Genomic DNA, 19,642 nt, shown 5'->3' on the forward strand with positions numbered 1-19,642 from the left:
GCACGTCGACCACCGTACCGCTGTCGTGGTGTTCGCATGCCGGACGCCCGCGCGCAACCGTGTGGTCAACCGTTGCTGCGACAGTCAGGGCGTGCGCGTTGCGATCGTTGCCGAATCCTTCCTCCCGAATGTCAACGGCGTCACCAACTCGGTGCTTCGGGTGATCGAGCATCTCCGCCGCACCGGACACGAGGTGCTGGTCATCGCGCCGGATTCGCCGCGTGGGCAGCCGCCGGCGGACCGGGTGCACGATGGCGTGCGGGTGCACCGGGTGCCCTCGCACATGTTCCCGAAGGTCACCTCGCTCCCGTTGGGTGTGCCGCGCCCCCGGATCGTCGGTGTGCTGCGCGGCTTCGACCCCGATATCGTCCATCTCGCCTCGCCGGCGTTGCTCGGCTGGGGTGGTGTGCACGCGGCACGCCATCTCGGCGTGCCCACGGTCGCGGTGTTCCAGACCGATGTCGCCGGTTTCGCCGAGAGCTACGGGGTCGGCGTGCTGTCGCGGGCATCATGGGCGTGGACCCGCAGACTGCACAGTAAGGCCGACCGGACCTTGGCCCCGTCCACCTCGGCGATGGAAAACCTTGCCGCCCATGGTGTCCCGCGGCTGCACAAGTGGGGGCGCGGGGTGGACATCGGCGGTTTCGTGCCGTCGGCGCGTGATGACGCATTGCGTCGGCGCTGGTCGCCTTCGGGTAAGCCGGTGGTCGGTTTCGTCGGCAGGCTCGCTCCGGAGAAACATGTCGAGCGGCTGGCGGTGCTGACCGCCCGCGATGACCTGCAGGTGGTCGTCGTCGGCGACGGTGTGGACCGGACCAAGCTCCAATCACTGATGCCGACGGCGGTGTTCACCGGTGAGTTGCGCGGAGCAGCGCTGGCCGCCGCGTACGCCAGCATGGACGTGTTCGTCCACCCCGGTGAGCACGAGACGTTCTGCCAAGCGGTCCAGGAGGCCATGGCATCCGGTTTGCCGGTGGTGGCGCCCAATGCCGGCGGTCCGCGCGATCTGGTCGTCCCGATGCACACCGGGCTGCTGCTCGACGTCGACGATTTCACGACCCGACTCGGCGATGCAGTCGACCATCTGGTCGCCGACCGGCCCCGCTACTCGGCAGCGGCCCGGCGCAGCGTGCTGGCCCGCACCTGGCCCGCGGTCTGCGATGAGCTGCTCGGGCACTACGAAGAGGTCATCGGAACCCGGCGCAGCCGGGCGGCGTGAGCCCGGTGGCCGCGGTGATGCCGGGTGGTCACGCGATCCGCCTTTGAGCCTCGTCGAACAGATGTGCATGATCTTGTCGAATGTCGATGGTGACGGAGTCGCCCGGTGCGGGGGGCCTGCGCCATCCCGCCACCGCGGCGGCCTCGACGACGGCGGTCAATCGGTGTCCGCCGACGCGGACGATCAGTGCGTAGCGCGGGCCGAGCAACTCGACCAGCTCGACAACGCCGTCGCCGGCATCGAGCGGTGTCACGATCAGGTCTTCCGGACGCACGCCGAGTGTGACCTCGCCGTGCGAGCCCGCGAGGGCGAACCGTATACCGTCGGCCGTGAAGATCCCGCCGCGTAGCGTGTCCCTCAGGAGGTTCGCACTCGCTCAACCTTCCAACTCATCGAAGCCGCACCGGACCTGCAGGCGAAGGCAGTTCCCGACGTTGACCTTGCGATCCTCAACGGCAACTACTTCCTCGACGCCGGTTACACCCTCAAGGACGCCCTCATCGTGGAATCGTTGGAGGGCAACCAGTACGCCAACTTCCTTGTCAGCCGCGACGATAACCAGAGTAATCCAGACATCGTGAAGCTCAACGAATTGCTGCACAGCGAGCAGACGAAGCAGTTCATCGAGCAGAAGTGGCCGGGTGGCGACGTGTCACCGGCGTTCTAGCCGACGCGATCGTCACTGCTGGGATGGGTGACGGAATCGCGATGAGTTGAAGTCTTTTCTCCTTGGGCCGGTCGGTCCAAGATCGCAGTGCTACCCACTCGCCGATGCCGAAAGCCGACACCACCAATGACGGAGACCGACGTCCTGGTCATCGGGGGCGGTCCGGCGGGTACCTGGGCGGCGATCCGTGCGGCGGAAGCCGGTGTCGATGTCGTGCTGGCGGACAAGGGATATACCGGCACCAGCGGTGCGACCGCATCGGCGGGCACCGGTGTGTGGTTCGTCCCGGAAGAGCGACGTGACGACGCGATCGCCGCGAGGGAGAAGATCGGCGCCGGGCTCACCGAGCGTTCCTGGATGGCTCGGGTGCTCGACGAGACGTTCACCCGAATGCACGAGATCGCCCGGGTCCAGCGCTATCCGTTCCCGATCGGACCCGATGGCAACCCCATCATGGATGATCTGCAGGGACCTGAGTACATGCGCAGACAGCGGTTGCGGCTGCAACGGCTGGGAGTGCGCATTCTGGATCACACGCCGGCGCTACACCTGTTGAGCGATGACGACGGTGCGGTCTCCGGCGCCGTTGCGGTGGATCGGCGTACCGGCGCGGAGGTCCGCATCTCTGCGGGTGCTGTCGTGCTGGCAACCGGGGGATGTGCCTTCCAGTCCAAAACCCTTGGCTGCGATGTCGATACGGGCGATGGCGCGTTGATGGCGGTCGAGGCCGGAGCAGTACTGTCTGGGATGGAATTCTCCAACGCGTATGCGATCGCGCCAAGGGGAACCGGTGTCACCAAGAATGCGTTCTACAACTGGGCTACCTTCTATCGTGCGGACGGGTCCGTGCTCGATGTGCCGCGCTCCAAGGACCGCACCTTGATGGCGACGACCATGTTGGCCGAGCCGGTGCTGGCCTGCATCGACCGCGCCACGGTGGCCGAACAGGCGATGATGCGCACCGCCCAACCCAACTTCTTTCTCACGTTCGATCGGCTGGGTATCGATCCGTTCAGTGAGCGGTTCGAGATCACACTCGTGACGGAGGGAACCATCCGCGGCACCGGTGGGATCCGTATCGCCCAAACTGACTGTGCCACCGATGTTCCGGGACTCTTCGCCGCGGGCGACGCGGCTACCCGTGAACTCATCGCCGGTGCCTGGACCGGCGGGGGCAGCCACAACGCTGCATGGGCGGCGTGCTCGGGTGGTTGGGCCGGCCAGGGTGCGGCGGCCTTTGCCCGGCAGCGGCGCCGGCCCGCGGGTCTTCTGCTGCAGCTCGGCCGCCCGGGGGCCGTCCGATATCGCGATCTGGTAGCGGCGGTGCGTGATCGTGTACTGCCCTATGAAATCAACTGTTTGCGGCACGCCGATCGGCTGGTGCCCGCGCTGGACTCACTTGATGACATGTGGGCCAACATGCCTGTCGACCCGAACATCACCGGTGAGGACCGATTGCGGGCTCGCGAGGCCACGGCCATGCTGGCACACGCCCGGTGGATGTACTACGCCGCGTTACAGCGCACCGAAAGTAGGGGTATGCACCGGCGATTCGATCTGACCGAACTCGATCCGGCTCAGGAGTACCGGCTGCTGACCGGCGGACTGGACACACTATGGTCTCGTCCCGAACCAGATTGGCTCATCGCCACCGGACGTGCCGCGTGATCGAGATCATCGTCGGAGAGCGGTGCATAGCTTGCGACAAGTGCATCGACGTCTGCCCGACGCGAGTGTTCGACCGCGGTGCCGACGGCATCCCGGTGATCGCCCGGCATGACAGCTGTCAGACCTGTTTCCAGTGCGAGGCGTACTGCCCGACCGATGCCCTGTTCGTCGCGCCGACACTGGCGCCGCTGCCGGATGGGGCACCGCTGCGCGATCTCACCCATGTCCTCGACGCGGATCTGTTGGGCTCCTACCGACGGTCCCTGGGCTGGGGTAAGGGCCGGACGTTGGGCGCCCGCACGGCCATTCAGCCCGAGACGCCATGAATCAGGGCTGCGGGTCGGCAGCATCGTAACGGGCGAAACCCGGCACCCGGCGCGCCAGCAACCAAACGACGACCAGCATGACGGCGCCACCGGCCACCAGCGGGCTCCAGATCGCCAACACGCTGGCCACGGCACCGGTCACTACGTCGCCGACGCGTGGTCCGCCGGTCACGATGATGCTGAAGATGGACTGCACCCGCCCGCGTAACTGGTCGGGAACGGCGGCCTGAAGGATGGCGCCGCGGAAGATGGCCGACACGCCATCAGCGGCGCCGCCGACGGCCAACACGGCCGTCAGGGCCGCAATACCAAGACGATTGACCTCGACATCGCGATGCCAGACCGTCGCGACCATCAGTATCGTTCCGGACGCCAGAATGGCACCGGCATAGATGTAGGTGACCACCAAGATCGCCAGCCCCTGCCGACGCACAGCGCCCGTCCACCCGGAGAACAACGAGCTGAGCATGGCGCCCGCCGCCGAGGCAGCGGACAGCACACCGACCGTCGTGACGCCGCCACCGAGGGTCACCGCACCCAGAGCGGGGAACAGCACCCGCGGTTGGGCCAGCGTCATCGCGACCAGATCGATGGTGAGGGCGTACCGAATATTGCCGGCGCGGCGCAGATAGCCCAAGCCCTCCCGGACGGCCCGCCACACGCCGGTCTGTGGATCGGACATCGGTCGCAGCGTAGGTAGCGACCACACCCCGAGGAAGGCCGCGGTGTGCAACAGCACGTCGAGCCCATAGGCCACGTGAAACCCGCCCGCGCCCACCGCTGCCGCGCCGAGGAGTGGTCCCACCGTGGCCATCAAACCCATGTTGATGCCGTTGAGCGCCGCCGCGGCAGGCAGCAGTTCGCGCGGCAGCAGCCGGGGAACTATGGCCCGCCTGGTGATCCCGCCGACCGTGCCTGCCACCGAGTTGACGGTGGCGGCCGCGTACAGGACCCATAGTGACGTGCCGCCCAGCCAGGCATGCACGGCCAGCACGATGATGGCCAGCCATGAGATGACCGAGGCGACCATCGCGACCAGACGCCGGTCGAACCGATCAGCCAGGCTTCCCCCGTACAGACCCATCACTACGATCGGCGCCAACGCAATGCCGGCGATAAGCGATACCGCGAGGGTCGACGAGGTGACGGCATACACCTGCAACGCCACAGTGACGACCGTCATCTCCTGACCGACGCTACCCAGCGCGTTTCCGAGCCAGAGCCTTCCGAAGGCGCGGCTCGCGCGGAATGGCGAAAGATCCAGCAGCAGGCCCGATCCGCGTCTGGTTCGGCCCTTCACTGTTCGAGCATGCGTGAGGGATCTGCTGTCCACTCCGACGCCGACCCGACGTACAGGTGCGCGCGGATACCGAGGACGGTGAGCACCAGCACCTCCAGGGCTGCGGCGACCCCCGTGCCGCAGTACGCCGCGGGTTCGTCCGATTCACTGATACCGACGCCGACAAAACGTTTCCGTAACTCCGCGTTCGGCAACAGATAGCCTTCTGCGTCGAGCGATTCGGCAACAGGAACGCTGCGCGCCCCGGGGATGTGCCCAGCTCCCGGTGCGGTCGGATGCGAGAATTTGGCGGCCGGGCGGGCGTCGAGCAGTAGCCCGCGGGCGGCAAAATCGGGCACTGAAGTCAGCTCGGCGACCGGCATCCCGCCGGGCCGGATGTCGAAATCACTCTCCGGAAGCTGCGTCTGCGTGGCACCGGTCTGCAGCTCGCCACCGTTGGCTACCCAACCATCCAGGCCGCCGTCGAGCATCCGCACCGATTGCACTCCGGCCCAACGCAGCAACCACCAGGCGCGGGCGGGTGCGGCCGATCCAGTGGCACCGTACACGACCACCGGGGTATCGACCTGGATACCCCACTGGCGCACTTTCTTCTGGAACTCTGCCGGTCCGGGAAGTGGTCGTCGCCCGTTGGTGCCGGTACTGACACCGGCCAGATCAACGTCCAGGTCGACGAAGATCGCGCCAGGAATATGTCCGGTCAGGAAGGCGTCGAGGTCCGGCGCGTCCGCGTCCGAGGCCTGGCGCACATCGAGCAGCACCACATCGGAGCGCTGGGCGCGCAATGTATTCGGCGCGATGACATGCCCGGTCCGGGCCTGATCGCCCATGCCTCACTCCTTCACAATCCGAATACGTTGCAGATATGTATTGATACATTTTATGTGAACATCGACGGCTCATACTGTCGTGCAATGTATTTCACCTCGGTCGCCGTCACACGCTATACCAGTCAATCGCGGCCATGCGTCAATAAATTCACGCTATTCAAAATATGGACAGTGGAGTCCCGGTGACATTCAATGTGGGCCATCCCGAAATTGTGTGTCACACAATTGCTGTCACAAAGGATGTGTCATGCCACTCATTACCCACGGTGTCGTGTCCGTCGAGGAGATCGTCCAGCAACTGGCGAATCCGAGGCTGGTCGTCATCGAGGTGCACGCCACCCAGCCGAGTGCGCCGCTGATCCCCGGCGCCCGGGCGGTGTTCTGGAAAGACCTCGCCTGGCATCCGCTGGAGCGCGAACTTGCCGACGGTGCCGAGCTTTCGCGGCGGTTGTTCGACCTCGGTGCCGGCGAGGGCTCACGTATCGTGCTGGCCGGGGATCCGACACAGTTCGCCGCCTACCTGCTGTGGACGTTGCGGGTGCGTGGTTACGAGGAGGTGTCCTACCTCGACGGGGGCCTGGAGGCCTGGCGGGCCATCGGCGCCCCCACCGCCGATCGACTGACTGTCACCCGGGAGCCCGCCACCGAGCCCCTGCCGGTGCCGGTGGCAACGGACGCGCACGAGGCGCTGCGCATCGGCCGCGATGAGGTGCGCGGCCTGCTTGGCGCCGATGATGTGGTGCTGCTGGACTATCGGACACCGCAGGAGTACTCCGGCGAGCGTGTCAGCGGACCGACGGCACCGATCGACCACGGTGCCGAACGGCACGGCCGGATTCCCGGCGCCAAGCCATTGTTCTTCCGCGAGCTGCTCGACGAACACGGCCGGCTCAAGTCGGCAGACGAACTGCGTGAGCTGGTCGGTCGCAGCGTCGATGGCGATCCGCGGTTGATCGTCAACTACTGCCGACTATCCCACAGATCCACCCTCGGCTGGATCGCGCTGTCGGAGGTCCTGGGTCTCGACAACGTGCGTGTCTACGACGGTTCGTGGACCGAGTGGGGCAGCATCGTCGGCTTTCCGATCGAGAAGTGAGGACTCTGTTATGGCTTTCACCCGTGATTCGATCACGCTGAACCTCAACCTAATTCCTGGCGGCGTGTTCCCCGGTGCGTGGCGGGCCGGCAGCGGCGACGCCCAGCAGTACAGCAGCCTTGACCATTACATCGAGGTCGCCAAGATCGCCGAACGCGGCAAGTTCGACGCGGTGTTCCTGGCCGACACCCCGGTGTGGCGCTACCGGGGGGAATACCGACCGTTCCGCGGTCTTGACCCGACACTGGCCTTCGCCGCCATCGCCCAGCACACCGAGCACATCGGGCTGGTCGCCACCGGATCAAGCTCGTACAACTCGGCTTACAACCTGGCTCGGCGCATCTCGACGCTGGACCACATCTCGGGTGGTCGCGCGGCGTGGAACATCGTCGCCACCAACGGGGACGACGTGGCCCGCAACTTCGGCCGCGAGCACGGACTCGACCACGATGCCCGCTACCGGCGGGCCCATGAATTCGTCGAGGCCGTCCGTGCGCTGTGGGACGGCTGGGCCGACGACGCCTGGGTGGCCGACCGCGCGACCGGCACCTACGTCGACGAAAAACGGATCCGCGCCGTCGATTACCGCGGCGAGTTCGTCAGCACTGCCGGTCCGCTACCGCTTCCACGCTCCCCGCAGGGGCATCCGGTGCTGGTCCAGGCCGGATCATCCCCGGACGGCATCGGGTTGGCCTCGCGTTTCGCCGACGCCGTCTACACCGTGCAGCCCACCATCGAGTCGGCCATCGATTTCCGTAACACCGTCCGCGAGCACGCGGCTGGTTGGGGCCGGGACCCGGACTCCATCCGCGTCCTGCCCGGGTTGATCACCCTCGTCGCGCCTACCGAGCGCGAGGCCCGCGAACGTGAGATCGAACTGCGTGAGCTGCATACCGAACGTTTCGCGATCAACGCGCTCGCCCTGCAGATCGGTGTTCCGGTCGAGGCACTGGATCTGGACAAGGAACTGCCGTGGGACCTGGTGCCCGCCGATGGCGAACTCGGCGCCCAGGGCGGGCATTTCGCGGCGCTGATCGGGACCGCCCGACGTGAGAAGTTCACGGTCCGCCAGATCCTGGCCCGCCAGGGTGGCGGGCTGACCCACGTCACCGCCATCGGGTCACCGGAGCAGGTGGCCGACCAGATCGAGACCTGGGTGCAGGCCGGCGCCTCCGACGGATTCAACATCATGTCGGCCCAACTGCCCGATGTGGCAACCGCCTTCGTCGACCATGTGGTGCCACTGTTGCAGCGCAAGGGCATCTTCCGCACCGAGTACCCGGGCACGACACTGCGCGACACCCTCGGGCTGGCCCGGCCCGGTGACGGTTTCGAGAACCACGTGCACACCGGGACCCTGCACTCGGTAGGCGAGGCGGCGTTCGGCTGACGCCGACCGCGAGACGACCATGACCGTCCTCGAGACCTCCCAGAGCACCCGGCCCGGAACGGCGGTGACCCCGAACGCGGGGCCACCCCGCCGGGTCAGGCGGTGGTCGGGTGTCGCCTTTCAGGCCCGCTACATCGCCGAGAAACTCGTGGCGGCCATGGTGGTGCTCTGGCTTGCCGCGTCGGCGGCCTTCCTGGCGGTGCACCTCGCACCAGGCGACCCGGTGACGTTGTTGATGGGCGAGTTCGACACCCCCGAACTCCGCGCCACCATCGAGGCACAGTGGGGTCTGGACCGCTCACTGGCCTGGCAGTACGTCGACTTCATGACCAGGCTGGTGCAGGGTGATCTGGGACAGTCCTACGTGCAGCGCTCCGCGGTCACCGACATCCTGTTCGGGCACCGGCTGCTGGCCAGTGCTCAATTGACCGTGGCGGCAACGGCGCTCGCTGTCGTGCTGGCGGTGACCGTGGCGCTGGCCACCGCCAACCGGCCCGGTATCGCGAGTCGGGTCACCCAGCTCGGCGAGCTCACCTTCGCCTCCATCCCGACCTTCTGGCTCGGCATCGTGTTCATCACCGTGTTGTCCTTCCAGCTCGGACTATTGCCGGTGGTCGGCGGCACGAAGGTGCAGAATCTGATCCTGCCCAGCCTCACCCTCGGACTGCCACTGGCCGCGGTGCTGTCCCAGGTGCTGCGCGAAGGTATCGAGAAATCACTCGAGCAGCCCTACGCCGTCACCGCAAGAGCCCGTGGCATCTCGCCATGGCAGCTGAAGGTGCGCCACGGTCTGCGGCATGCGCTCATCCCGGCGCTCACCCTGGCCGGCTGGTCGGTCGGCGGCATGCTCACCGGAACCGTGATCGTCGAGCAGGTGTTCGGCAGACCCGGTATCGGCCAGGCCACCGTCGTCGCGGTCACCCGCCAGGATGTCCCGGTGGTCCTCGGTATCACCCTGCTGGCGGTCGCGCTGTATGTCGCGGTGAACACCGTCGTCGACATCCTGTACCTGTGGATCGACCCGCGGATGCGGGTCAGGTAGGCATCGGAATACCGCCATGGCAACGACATTCGCCTTTCCCGGCCGGTCTCTGTCCTCCGGGCTCACCCGATTCCGCGGCACCGGTCTGTTCGTCGCGGTGACCTTTCTCGTCCTGCTCGCGGTGGCCGTCGTGCTCCCGGGGTTGTTCACCGACCGAGATCCGCTGGCCAGTGACATGGCGGACGCACTGGCCGCGCCCAGCCTGGACCACATCTTCGGCACCGACCACCTCGGCCGCGACGTCTGGTCGCGGGTGGTTCACGGCGCCCGGTACTCGATCCTCATCGGTGTAGCATCCACACTGCTCGCCGTCGTCATCGGAGTGGTGCTGGGCCTGATCGCCGGGGTGGCCCACCGGTGGGTCAACGAGGCGATCTCCCGGGTGTTCGACGCGGTCGGGGCGTTTCCGGACCTGCTGTTCGCGTTGATGTTGATCACACTGATCGGACCCGGCACGGGCAATGTCATCGCCGCCATCGCCATCGCCTCGGCACCGCGGTTCGGCCGGGTGGTACGGGCCGAGACGCTACGGGTGCGCGAATCCGACTATGTGGCCCAGTCACGGTTGGCGATCGCCTCGGCAGTCACCCGCACGGCGCGCCATGTACTGCCGAACGCGCTGGGCACCGTGCCGGTGCTGGCCACCCTCGGGGTGGGTACCGCGATCATCGGCGCCGCCGGCCTGAGCTTCCTCGGATTCGGTCCCACTCCGCCACTGCCGGAATGGGGTTCGATGCTCTCCGACGCGCGTCAGGACCTGCGGATCGCGTGGTGGGTCGGCTTCTTCCCTGGACTGTTCATCACCCTCACCGTGATCAGCGTGTCGATCACCGGCAGGCACCTGCAACGCCGATTCGAGCGCAGGGCCGTGCAATGAGCGACGATCTGCTGGTCGAGGTCCGCGGGCTGACGGTGTCCTTCGACAGTGTTCGTAATCCTGACGGCACCCCACTACCGGTCGTGCGAGGCGTCGATCTGAGCATCCGGCGCGGCCGGATCCTGGCCATCGTCGGGGAATCCGGTTCCGGAAAGTCGGTGACGGCGCGTGCGCTGGTCGGATTGGCTGGGGCCGCAGGGACCGTGACGGCCGAGCATCTGCGCATCCTGGGTATCGACGCGACGAAGCACCGCGAGCGGGACTGGCGTGCAGTCCGCGGGGCGCAGATCGGCTTCGTGCTGCAGGACGCGCTCACCTCGCTGGACCCGCTGCGCACTGTGCAGGCGGAGGTGTCCGAAGCGTTGCGTGTCAAGCGGTCTCAGCGAGTCGATGCGGTGGAGCAACTGCTGGACTCCGTGGGTATTCCGGAACCGGGATACCGGCGTCGCAACTATCCGCATCAGCTCTCCGGTGGTCTTCGCCAGCGTGCACTGATCGCGTCGGCACTGGCCGGTCGACCCGATGTGCTGATCGCCGATGAGCCCACCACCGCCCTGGACGTCACCGTGCAGGCTCGCATCCTGACTCTGCTGCGATCACTGGCCGACGACGGCCGCGGTGTCCTACTGATCAGTCATGATCTGGCCGTGGTGTCCCGGGTGGCCGATGACGTGCTGGTGATGCATCACGGCGAGGTCGTCGAGCGGGGTTCGGTCGAACAGGTGATCCACCATCCGACCCACGATTACACGCGTCGGTTGGTGGCCGCCGTCCCGGGCCGCGAGACCCGCGGACGGCGACTGGCCGCACCGGGCAGCCCCGCACCCGGGGCGCCCGCGGTCGGGCCGCAGATCGTCGCCGATATCGCCGGGGTGAGCAAGTTCTATCGGCGCGGCCGCGCCGCCGAGTTCACCGCAGCCCAGGACGTGACGTTCGCCATCCGTAGCAGCGAGATCGTTGGCCTGGTCGGTGAATCCGGCTCCGGTAAGTCGACCGTCGCACGAATCGTGACCGGTCTGCTGGCTCCCGACGCAGGGCATGTCACGGTGAGCCATCCCCGTTTGGGCGCTGTGCAGCTCGTTGCGCAGGACTCGGTCGGCTCCTTTGATCCGCGGTACACCGTACGCGAGATCATCGCCGAGACAGTCGCGCTCGGCCATCACGGTAGAACGGCCAGGCAGCAACGTATCCGAGAACTGTTGGACCTGGTCCACCTACCTGCTGCGGTCATCGATCGCCACCCCCGGTCGTTGTCCGGCGGGCAACGGCAACGGGTGTCGATAGCCCGGGCGCTGGGATCGGACCCCGAGTTGCTGGTCTGCGATGAGGCGGTGTCCGCACTCGATGTGTCCATCCAGGCCCAGATTCTCGATCTGCTGCTGGAGATCCGGGCCGCCCGCAACACGGCACTGCTGTTCATCTCCCACGACATCGGTGTGGTCCATCACGTCGCCGACCGGGTGCTGGTGATGCACCGGGGGCGGGTCGTCGAAGAGGGCTCCGCCGACGAGGTGTTCCAGACACCGCGAGACACCTACACCAAGACCCTGCTGCAGGCGGTGCCGACGCTGTGAACGCGCTGTATTCCTGTTGCCACTGACCATCTTTCGGCCACTCCAGACCCCTACCGCACATGGTGTGCGGAAACATCACGATATGGAAATCACGACATGACCCGTACCGAACGACCACGAATGGCTGTGCTGCGGTGGGTTGCCGCGGCCCTGGCACTGCTGTTGACCCTGACAGCCTGCGGGAGTGACTCCGGCAGCAGCCCCGGCAGTGGCGAACCGGTGCGTGGCGGCACGCTGACCGTTGCGCAGGCCGACTATCCCGAGGAGGGGATGAACCCGCAGGTGCGTGGCTGCTGCAGCGAGGTCCAGGTGCTGCGCAACGCCTTCGACAGCCTGGTGGCCATCGACTACGACGAGTCGATCCACCCGTGGCTGGCTGAGAGCTACGAGCGCTCCGATGACGGACTGACCTACACCTTCACGCTGCGCCGGGATGTCACGTTCCATGATGGTGAGCCGTTCAACGCTGCCGCGGTGAAGGCCAACTTCGACAAGATCATCAATGACAAGGAGTACGCGCCCTCGGTGGCGAAGAGCACCTTCCAGACACTGAAGTCGACAGAGGTCGTCGACGAGTACACGGTGCGTACGGTGCTCTCCGAACCGACCGCAAACTGGCTGAATACCCTTGCATCACTGCAGGGTGCGCAGATTTCACCGAAATCGCTACAGAACCCCGATGTCGCCGCCGGTGGTGTTGGGATCGCGGGTACCGGCCCGTTCATCCTGACCGATGTCGTCGAGGGATCCGAACTGCGCTTCAAGCGCAACGAGGACTACAACTGGCCCTCGGCGCTGGCCCAGCACGATGGCCCGGCGTATCTCGACGAGCTGGTGGTCAAGATCGTCCCCGAGCCCAATGTCCGTGCCGGGCTGCTGACCTCGCAGGAGGTCGATGCGATCGCCCAGGTCGCGCCCGCCGATATCGCCCAGTTCGACGGTGTGGACGGTTTCCAGTTCGAGTGGAAGCCGTCCAACGTGTCGCCCTACTCGCTGTACTTCAACGTCACCGGTGACAACAGCAAGGATGTCCGGGTGCGCCGCGCGCTGCGTGAAGCGGTCGATCTGAACCCGATCATCGACACCGTCCTCCAGGGCAGTTCCGACCGGGCGTGGAGCATCGTTGGGCCGCAGAGTCCGTTCTACGACGCCAAGTACGAAAATGCCTACGGTGGCAATGTCGAGGAGGCCAACAAACTGCTCGACGAGGCCGGCTGGACCGGACGCGACAGCGAGGGGTACCGCACCGACGCGACGGGCCGCCGGCTGACGGTCCGGCTGATCGCAACCGAACCGAAGCCGCCGCTGAGCACCGTGTTGGAGGCCTATCAGGCGGAGGCCCGCACCAACGCCGGCATCGATGTCGACCTGCAGTTCCGCGATGAAGGGACCGTCGACGTCGTGCGGGAGACCAATGCCTACGAGGCGTTCCCGCGGGCCGTCGGCGGCGTGGACATCGGTGTGGTGCTGGAAAAGATCTATGAGACCGGCGGTGCGATCAACGGACCGAAGCTGGAGGACCCGCAGGTCGACGGCTGGCTGGCCGACGGCCGCAGTGCCCTCGACGACGGCGCCCGCAAGGCCGCCTACGACAAGGTCGCCCAGTACGCGCTGATCGATCAGGTCACCACGCTGCCGCTGTACACCGAGCGTTACAACGCGGCGGCCACCAGCCGGGTACACGAGATCGAACGCTGGTTGGATCCGCCACGCGGCATGACCAACTTCTGGGCCTACGACACCTGGAAGGAATAACACTCGATGACCAGCCTGCCCGAGTTCGGGATCTTCTTCCGACTCAACGACACCGAGGCCGATCCGGTCCAGCAGTACCACGACGGTCTGGACCTGATCACCCACGCCGAAGAGCTCGGACTCGATTCGGCGTGGGTCACCTCGCATCACTTCCGCTCGGACAAGGGCACCATCGCCTCGCCGCTGGTGTTCTTGTCCGCAGCCAGCCAGCGCACCAGCCGGATCCGGCTGGGTGCCGGCGTCGTCGTGGTCACCCTGGAGAATCCGATCCGGGTGGCCGAGGATGCGGTGATCACCGATGCATTGTCCCGCGGCCGGCTACAGCTGGGTCTCGGCTCCGGGCTGGAGGATTGGGCCTTCGAGCCGTTCGGCGTGGACTGGGACGACCGGTTACACGTGTATGCGGAGAAGACGGCGGCGTTGCGGTCGGCCCTGGACGGTGATGACCTCGGCGGCGGCCGACACCTCTACCCGCCCGCCGGTGATCTGCCGAACCGGTTGTGGCGGGTGGCCAGTGATCCCGCCGAAGCTGCGCGGATCGGGCGGGCGGGTGACAACCTGCTTCTGAGGTCCTCCAAGGCGCTGTCGTTCGAGGGCAACCTGGACCGGCACAGCGAGGCCATCGACGGGTTCCGCGAGCATGCCGGCCCCGGCCAGCGGATCGCGGCGTCCCGGACCGTCATCGTCGCCGAGACGACGGCGGCGGCGCGGGAGTTGGCGGGTCAGCGGGCGATTGACCTGCATCTGAAGAACGGCAACGGTGAGCCGTGGTACGGCGATCCGGAGTTTGTGCGTGAACGACTGCACAACGACCCGGAACTCTATCTGGTGGACGAGGTGCTGCTGCAGGTGGCGCCGGCCAAACTGACTCTGGCGCAATGGAAAAAGAACCTGGACTTGATCGTGTCGGAGGTGCTCGACCCGGTCCGCAACATAGGAGACCGCTTTGCGCGGGTCTCGTGACCCCAGGCCGGGCCGATGAGTGCCCCCGGGCACGTCGACGCCGGCTGGCTGGCCGGGCGGCTGGCCGCGGACAACGCCCGCGAACTCGGTAGAGGGTTGACTCAGCTGATCGACGGTGGCGAGCTGAGCCCGGGGACCCAGCTGCCGACGATCAGGGACTTCGCCCGCGCCGCCGGTGTCAGCCCGGGCACCGTGATGGCGGCGTGGAGCCGGGTCCGCGACACCGGACGCCTGGAGACGCGGCGCCGCGGCGGCACCGTGGTGGCCGGCGCGGCGCCGGTTACCCGCAACCGTGCGGACTTCGGCTGGCCGCAGGTCGAGATGTCTTTGGTGACACCGGATCCCGCCGTGCAACCCGATCTGCGGGCGGCGATCGTCGCCGCATTGGGCACCGGGGATCTGCACGCCGCTCAGCGCGCCTACATCACCCCGGAGCTGTTGCGCGCGGTGCAGCCGGGATGGCCGTTCGTGGCGCAGTCCTGGAACTGCGTGGGCGGCGGGAGTGAGGCGCTGGTCCTGGCCAGTGCCGCGGCCGCCGGTGGCGTCGAGGTGGATGCCGGCGGGCTGATCGCCGTGGAGGAACCGGTCAGCCCGGGTTACCTGGACATCCTGCGCCATCTGGGTATCGGCGCCGTCGGCGTGCGCGCCGACACCGAGGGGCCGACGGTGGACTCGGTGGCCGCGGCGGTACGTGCCGGGGCGTCCGCGGTGGTGCTGCAGCCCAGCGGGGCCTATGCCGTCACCGGCGGCCTGACCCCGGCCCGCGCAGCCGAATTGGCCGAGCTGTTGCGCGCACATCCCGGGGTGTGGGTGATCGAGGATGACAGCGCCGGCCCGTTGGCGGCCACGGAGCCGGCCACCTTGGGTACCTGGCTGCCGGACCAGGTCGTCCGGATCCGTAGTTACTGCAAGGCCTTCGGTATCGACCTGCGTTCGGCGGTGCTGGGTGGCAGCGGAGAGCTGGTGGAACGGACCGTCCGGTTGCGCAGCTTCGGGATGGCGTCCAACAGCCGGATCCTGCAGAACGCGCTGGCGGACCTGATCGAGGACGACGCGGTCGCCGATCAGATGGCACGGGCCCGTGCGGTGTACGGCCGCAGACGGCAGGCGGCGCTGACGGCCTTCGCGGCCGTCGGACTGCCCGCCACATCGGGGGACAACGGCTTTGTGGTCTGGGTACCGGTCCCGGACGAGACCTCGGCGCTGATCAATCTGGCCCGGCAGGGCATCGTGGTGGCCGCCGGCGCCAAGTCCTTCGTCAGCACGTCCACCGGTCTGCTGCGGGTGTCGATCCTGCAACTGCCCGACGACGACGAGCTGATCGGTGATCTCGCCCGCGCGGTGCGCGCGGCCATCCACTCGGCGGACCGGGAGTACTTCGACTGAGCAGGATCAGATCTGCACCCGCGTGGCACCACACCTCACCTTCCCACCGAGCGTGCCTGTCTGCGGCCGGACATGCGCTCTGAGCGTAAAGTTTCCGCACGCTCGTCGGGATCGATCAGCCCTGCGCCTCGACCGAGACCGGTTGCCACTCCCGCCAGGTCTGCAGGCGCTGGGCGTAATCGGCCTCGGCCAGCTGCAACGGCAATTCGCCGAAGAACACCCGCAGCGGCGGCTGCTCGGCATCGACGATCTTGAGCACGGCGGCGGCCGAGGCCTGCGGGTCGCCCGATTTCGCGGTGCGCTTGGCGCGGGCGTCGGCGGCCTGCTGGTGGGCCTCGGCGTAGTCCGGCAGCGGAGTGGCCCGTTTGGCCGAGGAGCCGGCCCAATCGGTGTCGAACCCGCCCGGTTCGATCAGCGTGACGTGGATGCCGAAGTCGGCGACCTCCTGGGCCAGCGACTGCGAGAAGCCCTCCAGCGCCCACTTGGACGCGTGATAGATGCCGACGTTCTGAAATGCCGTGATGCCGCCGATCGAGGACACCTGCAGGATGTGCCCGCTGCGCTGGGCCCGCAGGAACGGCAGCGCGGCCTGGGTGACCCACAGCGCACCGAAGACGTTCGTCTCGATCTGGTCGCGTGCCTCGGCCTCGGTGAGCTCCTCGATGAAGCCGAACTGCCCGTATCCGGCGTTGTTGACGATGACGTCGAGCCGACCGAAATGCTCGTGGGCACGCTGCACCGCGGCGAAATCGGCCGCTCGATCGGTCACGTCGAGCTGCAGCGGCAGCAGCGCGTCCCCGTACCGGGCCACCAGATCGTCAAGCGTGGTGGTATCCCGGGCCGTCGCGGCGACCCGGTCCCCGCGTTCGAGGGCGGCGATCGTCCACTCCCGGCCGAAGCCGCGGGACGCGCCGGTGATGAACCAGACCTTCTCAGTCATGTGGCTGCCTTTCTCGGGGAGTGTTCTTCCCGCCAGCAGACGCATATACCCCCATCACAGGCCGAAACCAGGGGAACAGCTGTCTGCTCACGCAAGGTTCAACGTCACCAGACGCAGCCCATTCCGGGAAGCCCGGGACTCACAGGTAGTTTTGATCTGGTGAGCAGGGCGTCGTTGGAGAAGAATCCGCATGAGGTGGCGTCGATGTTCGACGCCGTGGCCCGCCGCTACGACATCACCAATACGGTGATGTCGCTCGGCCAGGACCGGTTCTGGCGGCGGCAGACCCGCGCGGCGCTGGGGATCGGGCCGGGGGACAAGGTGCTCGACCTGGCTGCCGGGACGGCGGTGTCGACGGTCGAGCTGGCGAGCTCGGGTGCGTGGTGTGTGGCGGCGGACTTCTCGGTCGGCATGCTGTCGGCCGGGGCATCCCGGGCGGTACCCAAGGTGGGTGCCGACGCCACCAGGCTGCCGTTCGCCGATGATTCCTTCGACGCGGTGACCATCAGCTTCGGTCTGCGCAACGTCGTCGACCATGTGGCCGGACTGCGCGAGATGGCGCGGGTGACCCGCCCGGGCGGCCGGCTGGTGGTGTGCGAGTTCTCCACGCCCACCAACGCGCTGTTCTCCACGGTCTACAAGGAATACCTGATGCGGGCGTTGCCGGGGATGGCCACGGCGGTGTCGAGCAATCCCGAGGCTTATGTCTATCTGGCCGAGTCGATCCGCGCCTGGCCGACACAGGCCGAACTGGCCGCCCGCATCCGCGAGGCCGGGTGGGATTCGGTGCGCTGGCGCAACCTCACCGGAGGGATCGTCGCGCTGCACGCCGCCGTCAAACCGTGAGCGTTCCCGTCCTGGCGATCGCCGGTTTCCTCGGCGCAGGGAAGACCACCCTGCTCAACCATCTGCTGCGCAACAGCCGCGGGGTGCGAATCGGCGCGCTGGTCAACGATTTCGGTGCGGTCAACATCGACGCGATGCTGGTCGCCGGGCAGGTCGATGCCATGGCCTCGCTGTCCAACGGCTGTATCTGCTGCGCGGTGGACGCGTCGGAGGCCGCCGAGATGCTCGGCAAGCTGGCCGCCGTGCGACCCGCGCTGGACCTGATCGTCGTGGAGGCCAGCGGTGTCGCGGAGCCGCAGGTGTTGGCCCGCACCATCGCCACCGCCGAGGACGACCGCTTCCATTACGCGGGGCTGGTACTGGTGGTCGACGCCGTCCAGCCCGCCGATCTGGGCCATGGTGTGGCGGTGGCGGATCTGGTGGTGCTCAACAAGATCAGCGAGGCGTCCGCCGATGATGTGGCCGTCAGGATCCGCGAGCTCAATCCGCGGGTGCCGGTGCTGCCCACCGACTTCGCGCGCATCGATCCCGAGCTGCTGATCGATCCGCCGGTAGCGCGGAAACCGCAGGCGCAGTTGTCCTTCGACGAACTGCTGCACGATCACGACGACCACCACGATCATCACCACCCCGAGTATCAGAGCGTGCAGTTCTGCACCGGTGACACGGTCAACCCGCGGCACTTCCTGCAGTTCCTCCAGGCCCGCCCCCAAGGGCTGTACCGGGCAAAGGGTTTCGTCGATTTCGGATCCGACGGCCGGTTCCTGGTACAGCTGGTCGGCAGCTCGCTACGGTTCCAGAAGGCGCGCGGCCGCGGTACCGAGTTGGTGTTGATCGGCACCGGGATGGACGTCGCCGCACTGGAGGCGGGCCTGGCCGACTGCACCCGTGAGCCTGCCGACGAGAACGCGATGTTGGGGCTGGGCAAGTACATGGTGTGAGCACCGGGGGACTACGGACTTTCCGGGACGTCCACGACCTGCCGTGGTGCCAGCCTGGATGCGTGAACACGTCGAATATGAGGATCACCGTCGTCGGCGCCACCGGTCTGATCGGACGCCAACTCGTGCCGATGCTGAGTGGCCGCGGCCACGATGTCGTCGCCGCCTCCCGGGCAACGGGTGTGGATCTGCTCACCGGCGACGGTCTCGCCGACGCGTTGGCAGGTGCCGATGTGGTGATCGATGTCATCAACGCCCCGACCCCCGAGGACTCGGCACAGCAGTTCTTCGAGCAGACCTCGTCGACCCTGGCCGCCGCGGTTCGCGCGTCATCGATCCGGCACCATGTCGTCCTGTCGATCGTCGGAGCCGACGTCATGGCCCGCTACGCCGGGTATCTGCGCGGCAAGCTGGCCCAGGAACATGCCGCTGCGGGATCGGGGGTGCCGTGGACGGTGCTGCGGGCGACGCAGTTCCACGAACTGGCCGAACCCATCACCGAATCGATGATCCGCGACGGCGAGGTGCGCGCACCCGTCGCCGGGATCCAGACCGTCGATTCCGCCGAGGTGACCGCCGTCCTTGCCGGGATCGTCACCGGCACACCGACCGACGGGGTGCGGGAGGTCGGTGGCCCACAGAAGATGTCGTTCGCCGAGATGGCCCGCGTGGTGCTGCAACGGCAGGGACGCGAGCTGCCGGTCGTCGACGACCCGGTGGCCACCGATCACGGCATCCCCGTCGACGAGACGACGCTGGTCACCGGTGCCGGTGCCGACCTGTGCACCACGGAGTTGGCCGATTGGCTGGCACGGCACTGAC

At 67.2% G+C, this 19,642-nt stretch carries 19 protein-coding genes; 15 read left to right on the plus strand and 4 right to left on the minus strand.

The genetic code is table 11. The annotated features are described in order from the left end of the window. The first annotated feature begins 91 nt into the window (after nt 1–91). Nucleotides 92–1,219, plus strand: a complete 1,128-nt coding sequence (locus PGN27_RS18650; RefSeq protein ID WP_335327447.1) for a glycosyltransferase family 4 protein — start codon at nt 92–94, stop codon at nt 1,217–1,219. Nucleotides 1,220–1,247: 28 nt separating this feature from the next. Here PGN27_RS18650 and PGN27_RS18655 read toward each other — a convergent pair whose 3' ends face one another. Further along, on the minus strand, nt 1,248–1,493 hold the full coding sequence (locus tag PGN27_RS18655) for a TOBE domain-containing protein (protein ID WP_335327448.1): 246 nt from the start codon (nt 1,491–1,493) through the stop codon (nt 1,248–1,250). Nucleotides 1,494–1,628: 135 nt separating this feature from the next. Here PGN27_RS18655 and PGN27_RS18660 point away from each other — a divergent pair, with 135 nt between their 5' ends. From PGN27_RS18660 to PGN27_RS18670, 3 genes are all read left to right on the plus strand, one after another. After that, nucleotides 1,629–1,886 carry a MetQ/NlpA family ABC transporter substrate-binding protein gene (locus PGN27_RS18660; RefSeq protein ID WP_418888660.1) on the plus strand — a complete coding sequence of 86 codons (258 nt, stop codon included), beginning with the start codon at nt 1,629–1,631 and terminating at the stop codon, nt 1,884–1,886. A gap of 126 nt (nt 1,887–2,012) precedes the next feature. Further along, entirely contained in the window at nt 2,013–3,554 is a 1,542-nt protein-coding gene (locus tag PGN27_RS18665) for an FAD-dependent oxidoreductase (RefSeq protein ID WP_335327449.1), read from the plus strand. Beyond that, nucleotides 3,551–3,880 carry a 4Fe-4S binding protein gene (locus PGN27_RS18670; RefSeq protein ID WP_335327450.1) on the plus strand — a complete coding sequence of 110 codons (330 nt, stop codon included), beginning with the start codon at nt 3,551–3,553 and terminating at the stop codon, nt 3,878–3,880. The genes PGN27_RS18665 and PGN27_RS18670 overlap by 4 nt, the downstream gene beginning before the upstream one ends. Nucleotide 3,881: 1 nt before the next feature. Here the strand turns inward: PGN27_RS18670 and PGN27_RS18675 are convergent, their stop codons facing one another. Both PGN27_RS18675 and PGN27_RS18680 read right to left on the minus strand, forming a co-directional pair. After that, nucleotides 3,882–5,213 carry an MFS transporter gene (locus PGN27_RS18675; protein ID WP_335327451.1) on the minus strand — a complete coding sequence of 444 codons (1,332 nt, stop codon included), beginning with the start codon at nt 5,211–5,213 and terminating at the stop codon, nt 3,882–3,884. Continuing rightward, nucleotides 5,177–6,010: a sulfurtransferase gene (locus PGN27_RS18680; protein WP_335327452.1), complete on the minus strand. Its 834-nt coding sequence runs from the start codon at nt 6,008–6,010 to the stop codon at nt 5,177–5,179. Before PGN27_RS18680 ends, PGN27_RS18675 begins: the two co-directional genes overlap by 37 nt. 247 nt (nt 6,011–6,257) lie before the next feature. On the opposite strand from PGN27_RS18680, the gene PGN27_RS18685 reads away from it, so the two are divergent. The 8 genes from PGN27_RS18685 (at nt 6,258) to PGN27_RS18720 (ending at nt 16,093) form a co-directional block, all read left to right on the plus strand. Continuing rightward, nucleotides 6,258–7,106 (plus strand): sulfurtransferase, encoded by an 849-nt coding sequence (locus PGN27_RS18685; protein WP_335327453.1) that lies wholly within the window; start codon nt 6,258–6,260, stop codon nt 7,104–7,106. 10 nt (nt 7,107–7,116) lie between these two features. Further along, nucleotides 7,117–8,496 (plus strand): NtaA/DmoA family FMN-dependent monooxygenase, encoded by a 1,380-nt coding sequence (locus PGN27_RS18690; protein ID WP_335327454.1) that lies wholly within the window; start codon nt 7,117–7,119, stop codon nt 8,494–8,496. Between the two features lie 19 nt (nt 8,497–8,515). Next, entirely contained in the window at nt 8,516–9,538 is a 1,023-nt protein-coding gene (locus tag PGN27_RS18695; RefSeq protein ID WP_335327455.1) for an ABC transporter permease, read from the plus strand. A gap of 16 nt (nt 9,539–9,554) precedes the next feature. Then, a complete protein-coding gene (locus tag PGN27_RS18700) occupies nt 9,555–10,415 on the plus strand; it encodes an ABC transporter permease (RefSeq protein WP_335327456.1) in 861 nt (286 codons plus the stop codon). Then, nucleotides 10,412–11,989, plus strand: a complete 1,578-nt coding sequence (locus PGN27_RS18705; protein ID WP_335327457.1) for an ATP-binding cassette domain-containing protein — start codon at nt 10,412–10,414, stop codon at nt 11,987–11,989. The genes PGN27_RS18700 and PGN27_RS18705 overlap by 4 nt, the downstream gene beginning before the upstream one ends. A gap of 120 nt (nt 11,990–12,109) precedes the next feature. Continuing rightward, the gene (locus PGN27_RS18710; protein WP_335327458.1) at nt 12,110–13,744 is read left to right on the plus strand and encodes an ABC transporter substrate-binding protein; all 1,635 of its coding nucleotides are present in this window, start codon (nt 12,110–12,112) and stop codon (nt 13,742–13,744) included. 6 nt (nt 13,745–13,750) lie between these two features. After that, entirely contained in the window at nt 13,751–14,707 is a 957-nt protein-coding gene (locus PGN27_RS18715) for an LLM class flavin-dependent oxidoreductase (protein WP_335327459.1), read from the plus strand. Nucleotides 14,708–14,722: 15 nt separating this feature from the next. Beyond that, on the plus strand, nt 14,723–16,093 hold the full coding sequence (locus PGN27_RS18720; protein WP_335327460.1) for an aminotransferase class I/II-fold pyridoxal phosphate-dependent enzyme: 1,371 nt from the start codon (nt 14,723–14,725) through the stop codon (nt 16,091–16,093). 115 nt (nt 16,094–16,208) lie between these two features. Here PGN27_RS18720 and PGN27_RS18725 read toward each other — a convergent pair whose 3' ends face one another. Next, nucleotides 16,209–17,033: an SDR family oxidoreductase gene (locus tag PGN27_RS18725; RefSeq protein WP_335327461.1), complete on the minus strand. Its 825-nt coding sequence runs from the start codon at nt 17,031–17,033 to the stop codon at nt 16,209–16,211. A gap of 159 nt (nt 17,034–17,192) precedes the next feature. Here PGN27_RS18725 and PGN27_RS18730 point away from each other — a divergent pair, with 159 nt between their 5' ends. The 3 genes from PGN27_RS18730 to PGN27_RS18740 all read left to right on the plus strand — a co-directional run bounded on the left by PGN27_RS18730 (nt 17,193) and on the right by PGN27_RS18740 (nt 19,641). After that, a complete protein-coding gene (locus tag PGN27_RS18730; protein ID WP_335327462.1) occupies nt 17,193–17,879 on the plus strand; it encodes a demethylmenaquinone methyltransferase in 687 nt (228 codons plus the stop codon). After that, on the plus strand, nt 17,876–18,820 hold the full coding sequence (locus tag PGN27_RS18735; protein WP_335327463.1) for a CobW family GTP-binding protein: 945 nt from the start codon (nt 17,876–17,878) through the stop codon (nt 18,818–18,820). The genes PGN27_RS18730 and PGN27_RS18735 overlap by 4 nt, the downstream gene beginning before the upstream one ends. Nucleotides 18,821–18,897: 77 nt before the next feature. Beyond that, on the plus strand, nt 18,898–19,641 hold the full coding sequence (locus PGN27_RS18740) for an SDR family oxidoreductase (RefSeq protein ID WP_335328782.1): 744 nt from the start codon (nt 18,898–18,900) through the stop codon (nt 19,639–19,641). Nucleotide 19,642: the final 1 nt, after the last annotated feature.

Origin of the sequence: Mycolicibacterium neoaurum (assembly GCF_036946495.1) — a bacterium.
In the GTDB taxonomy this organism is placed as follows: Bacteria; Actinomycetota; Actinomycetes; order Mycobacteriales; family Mycobacteriaceae; genus Mycobacterium; species Mycobacterium neoaurum_B.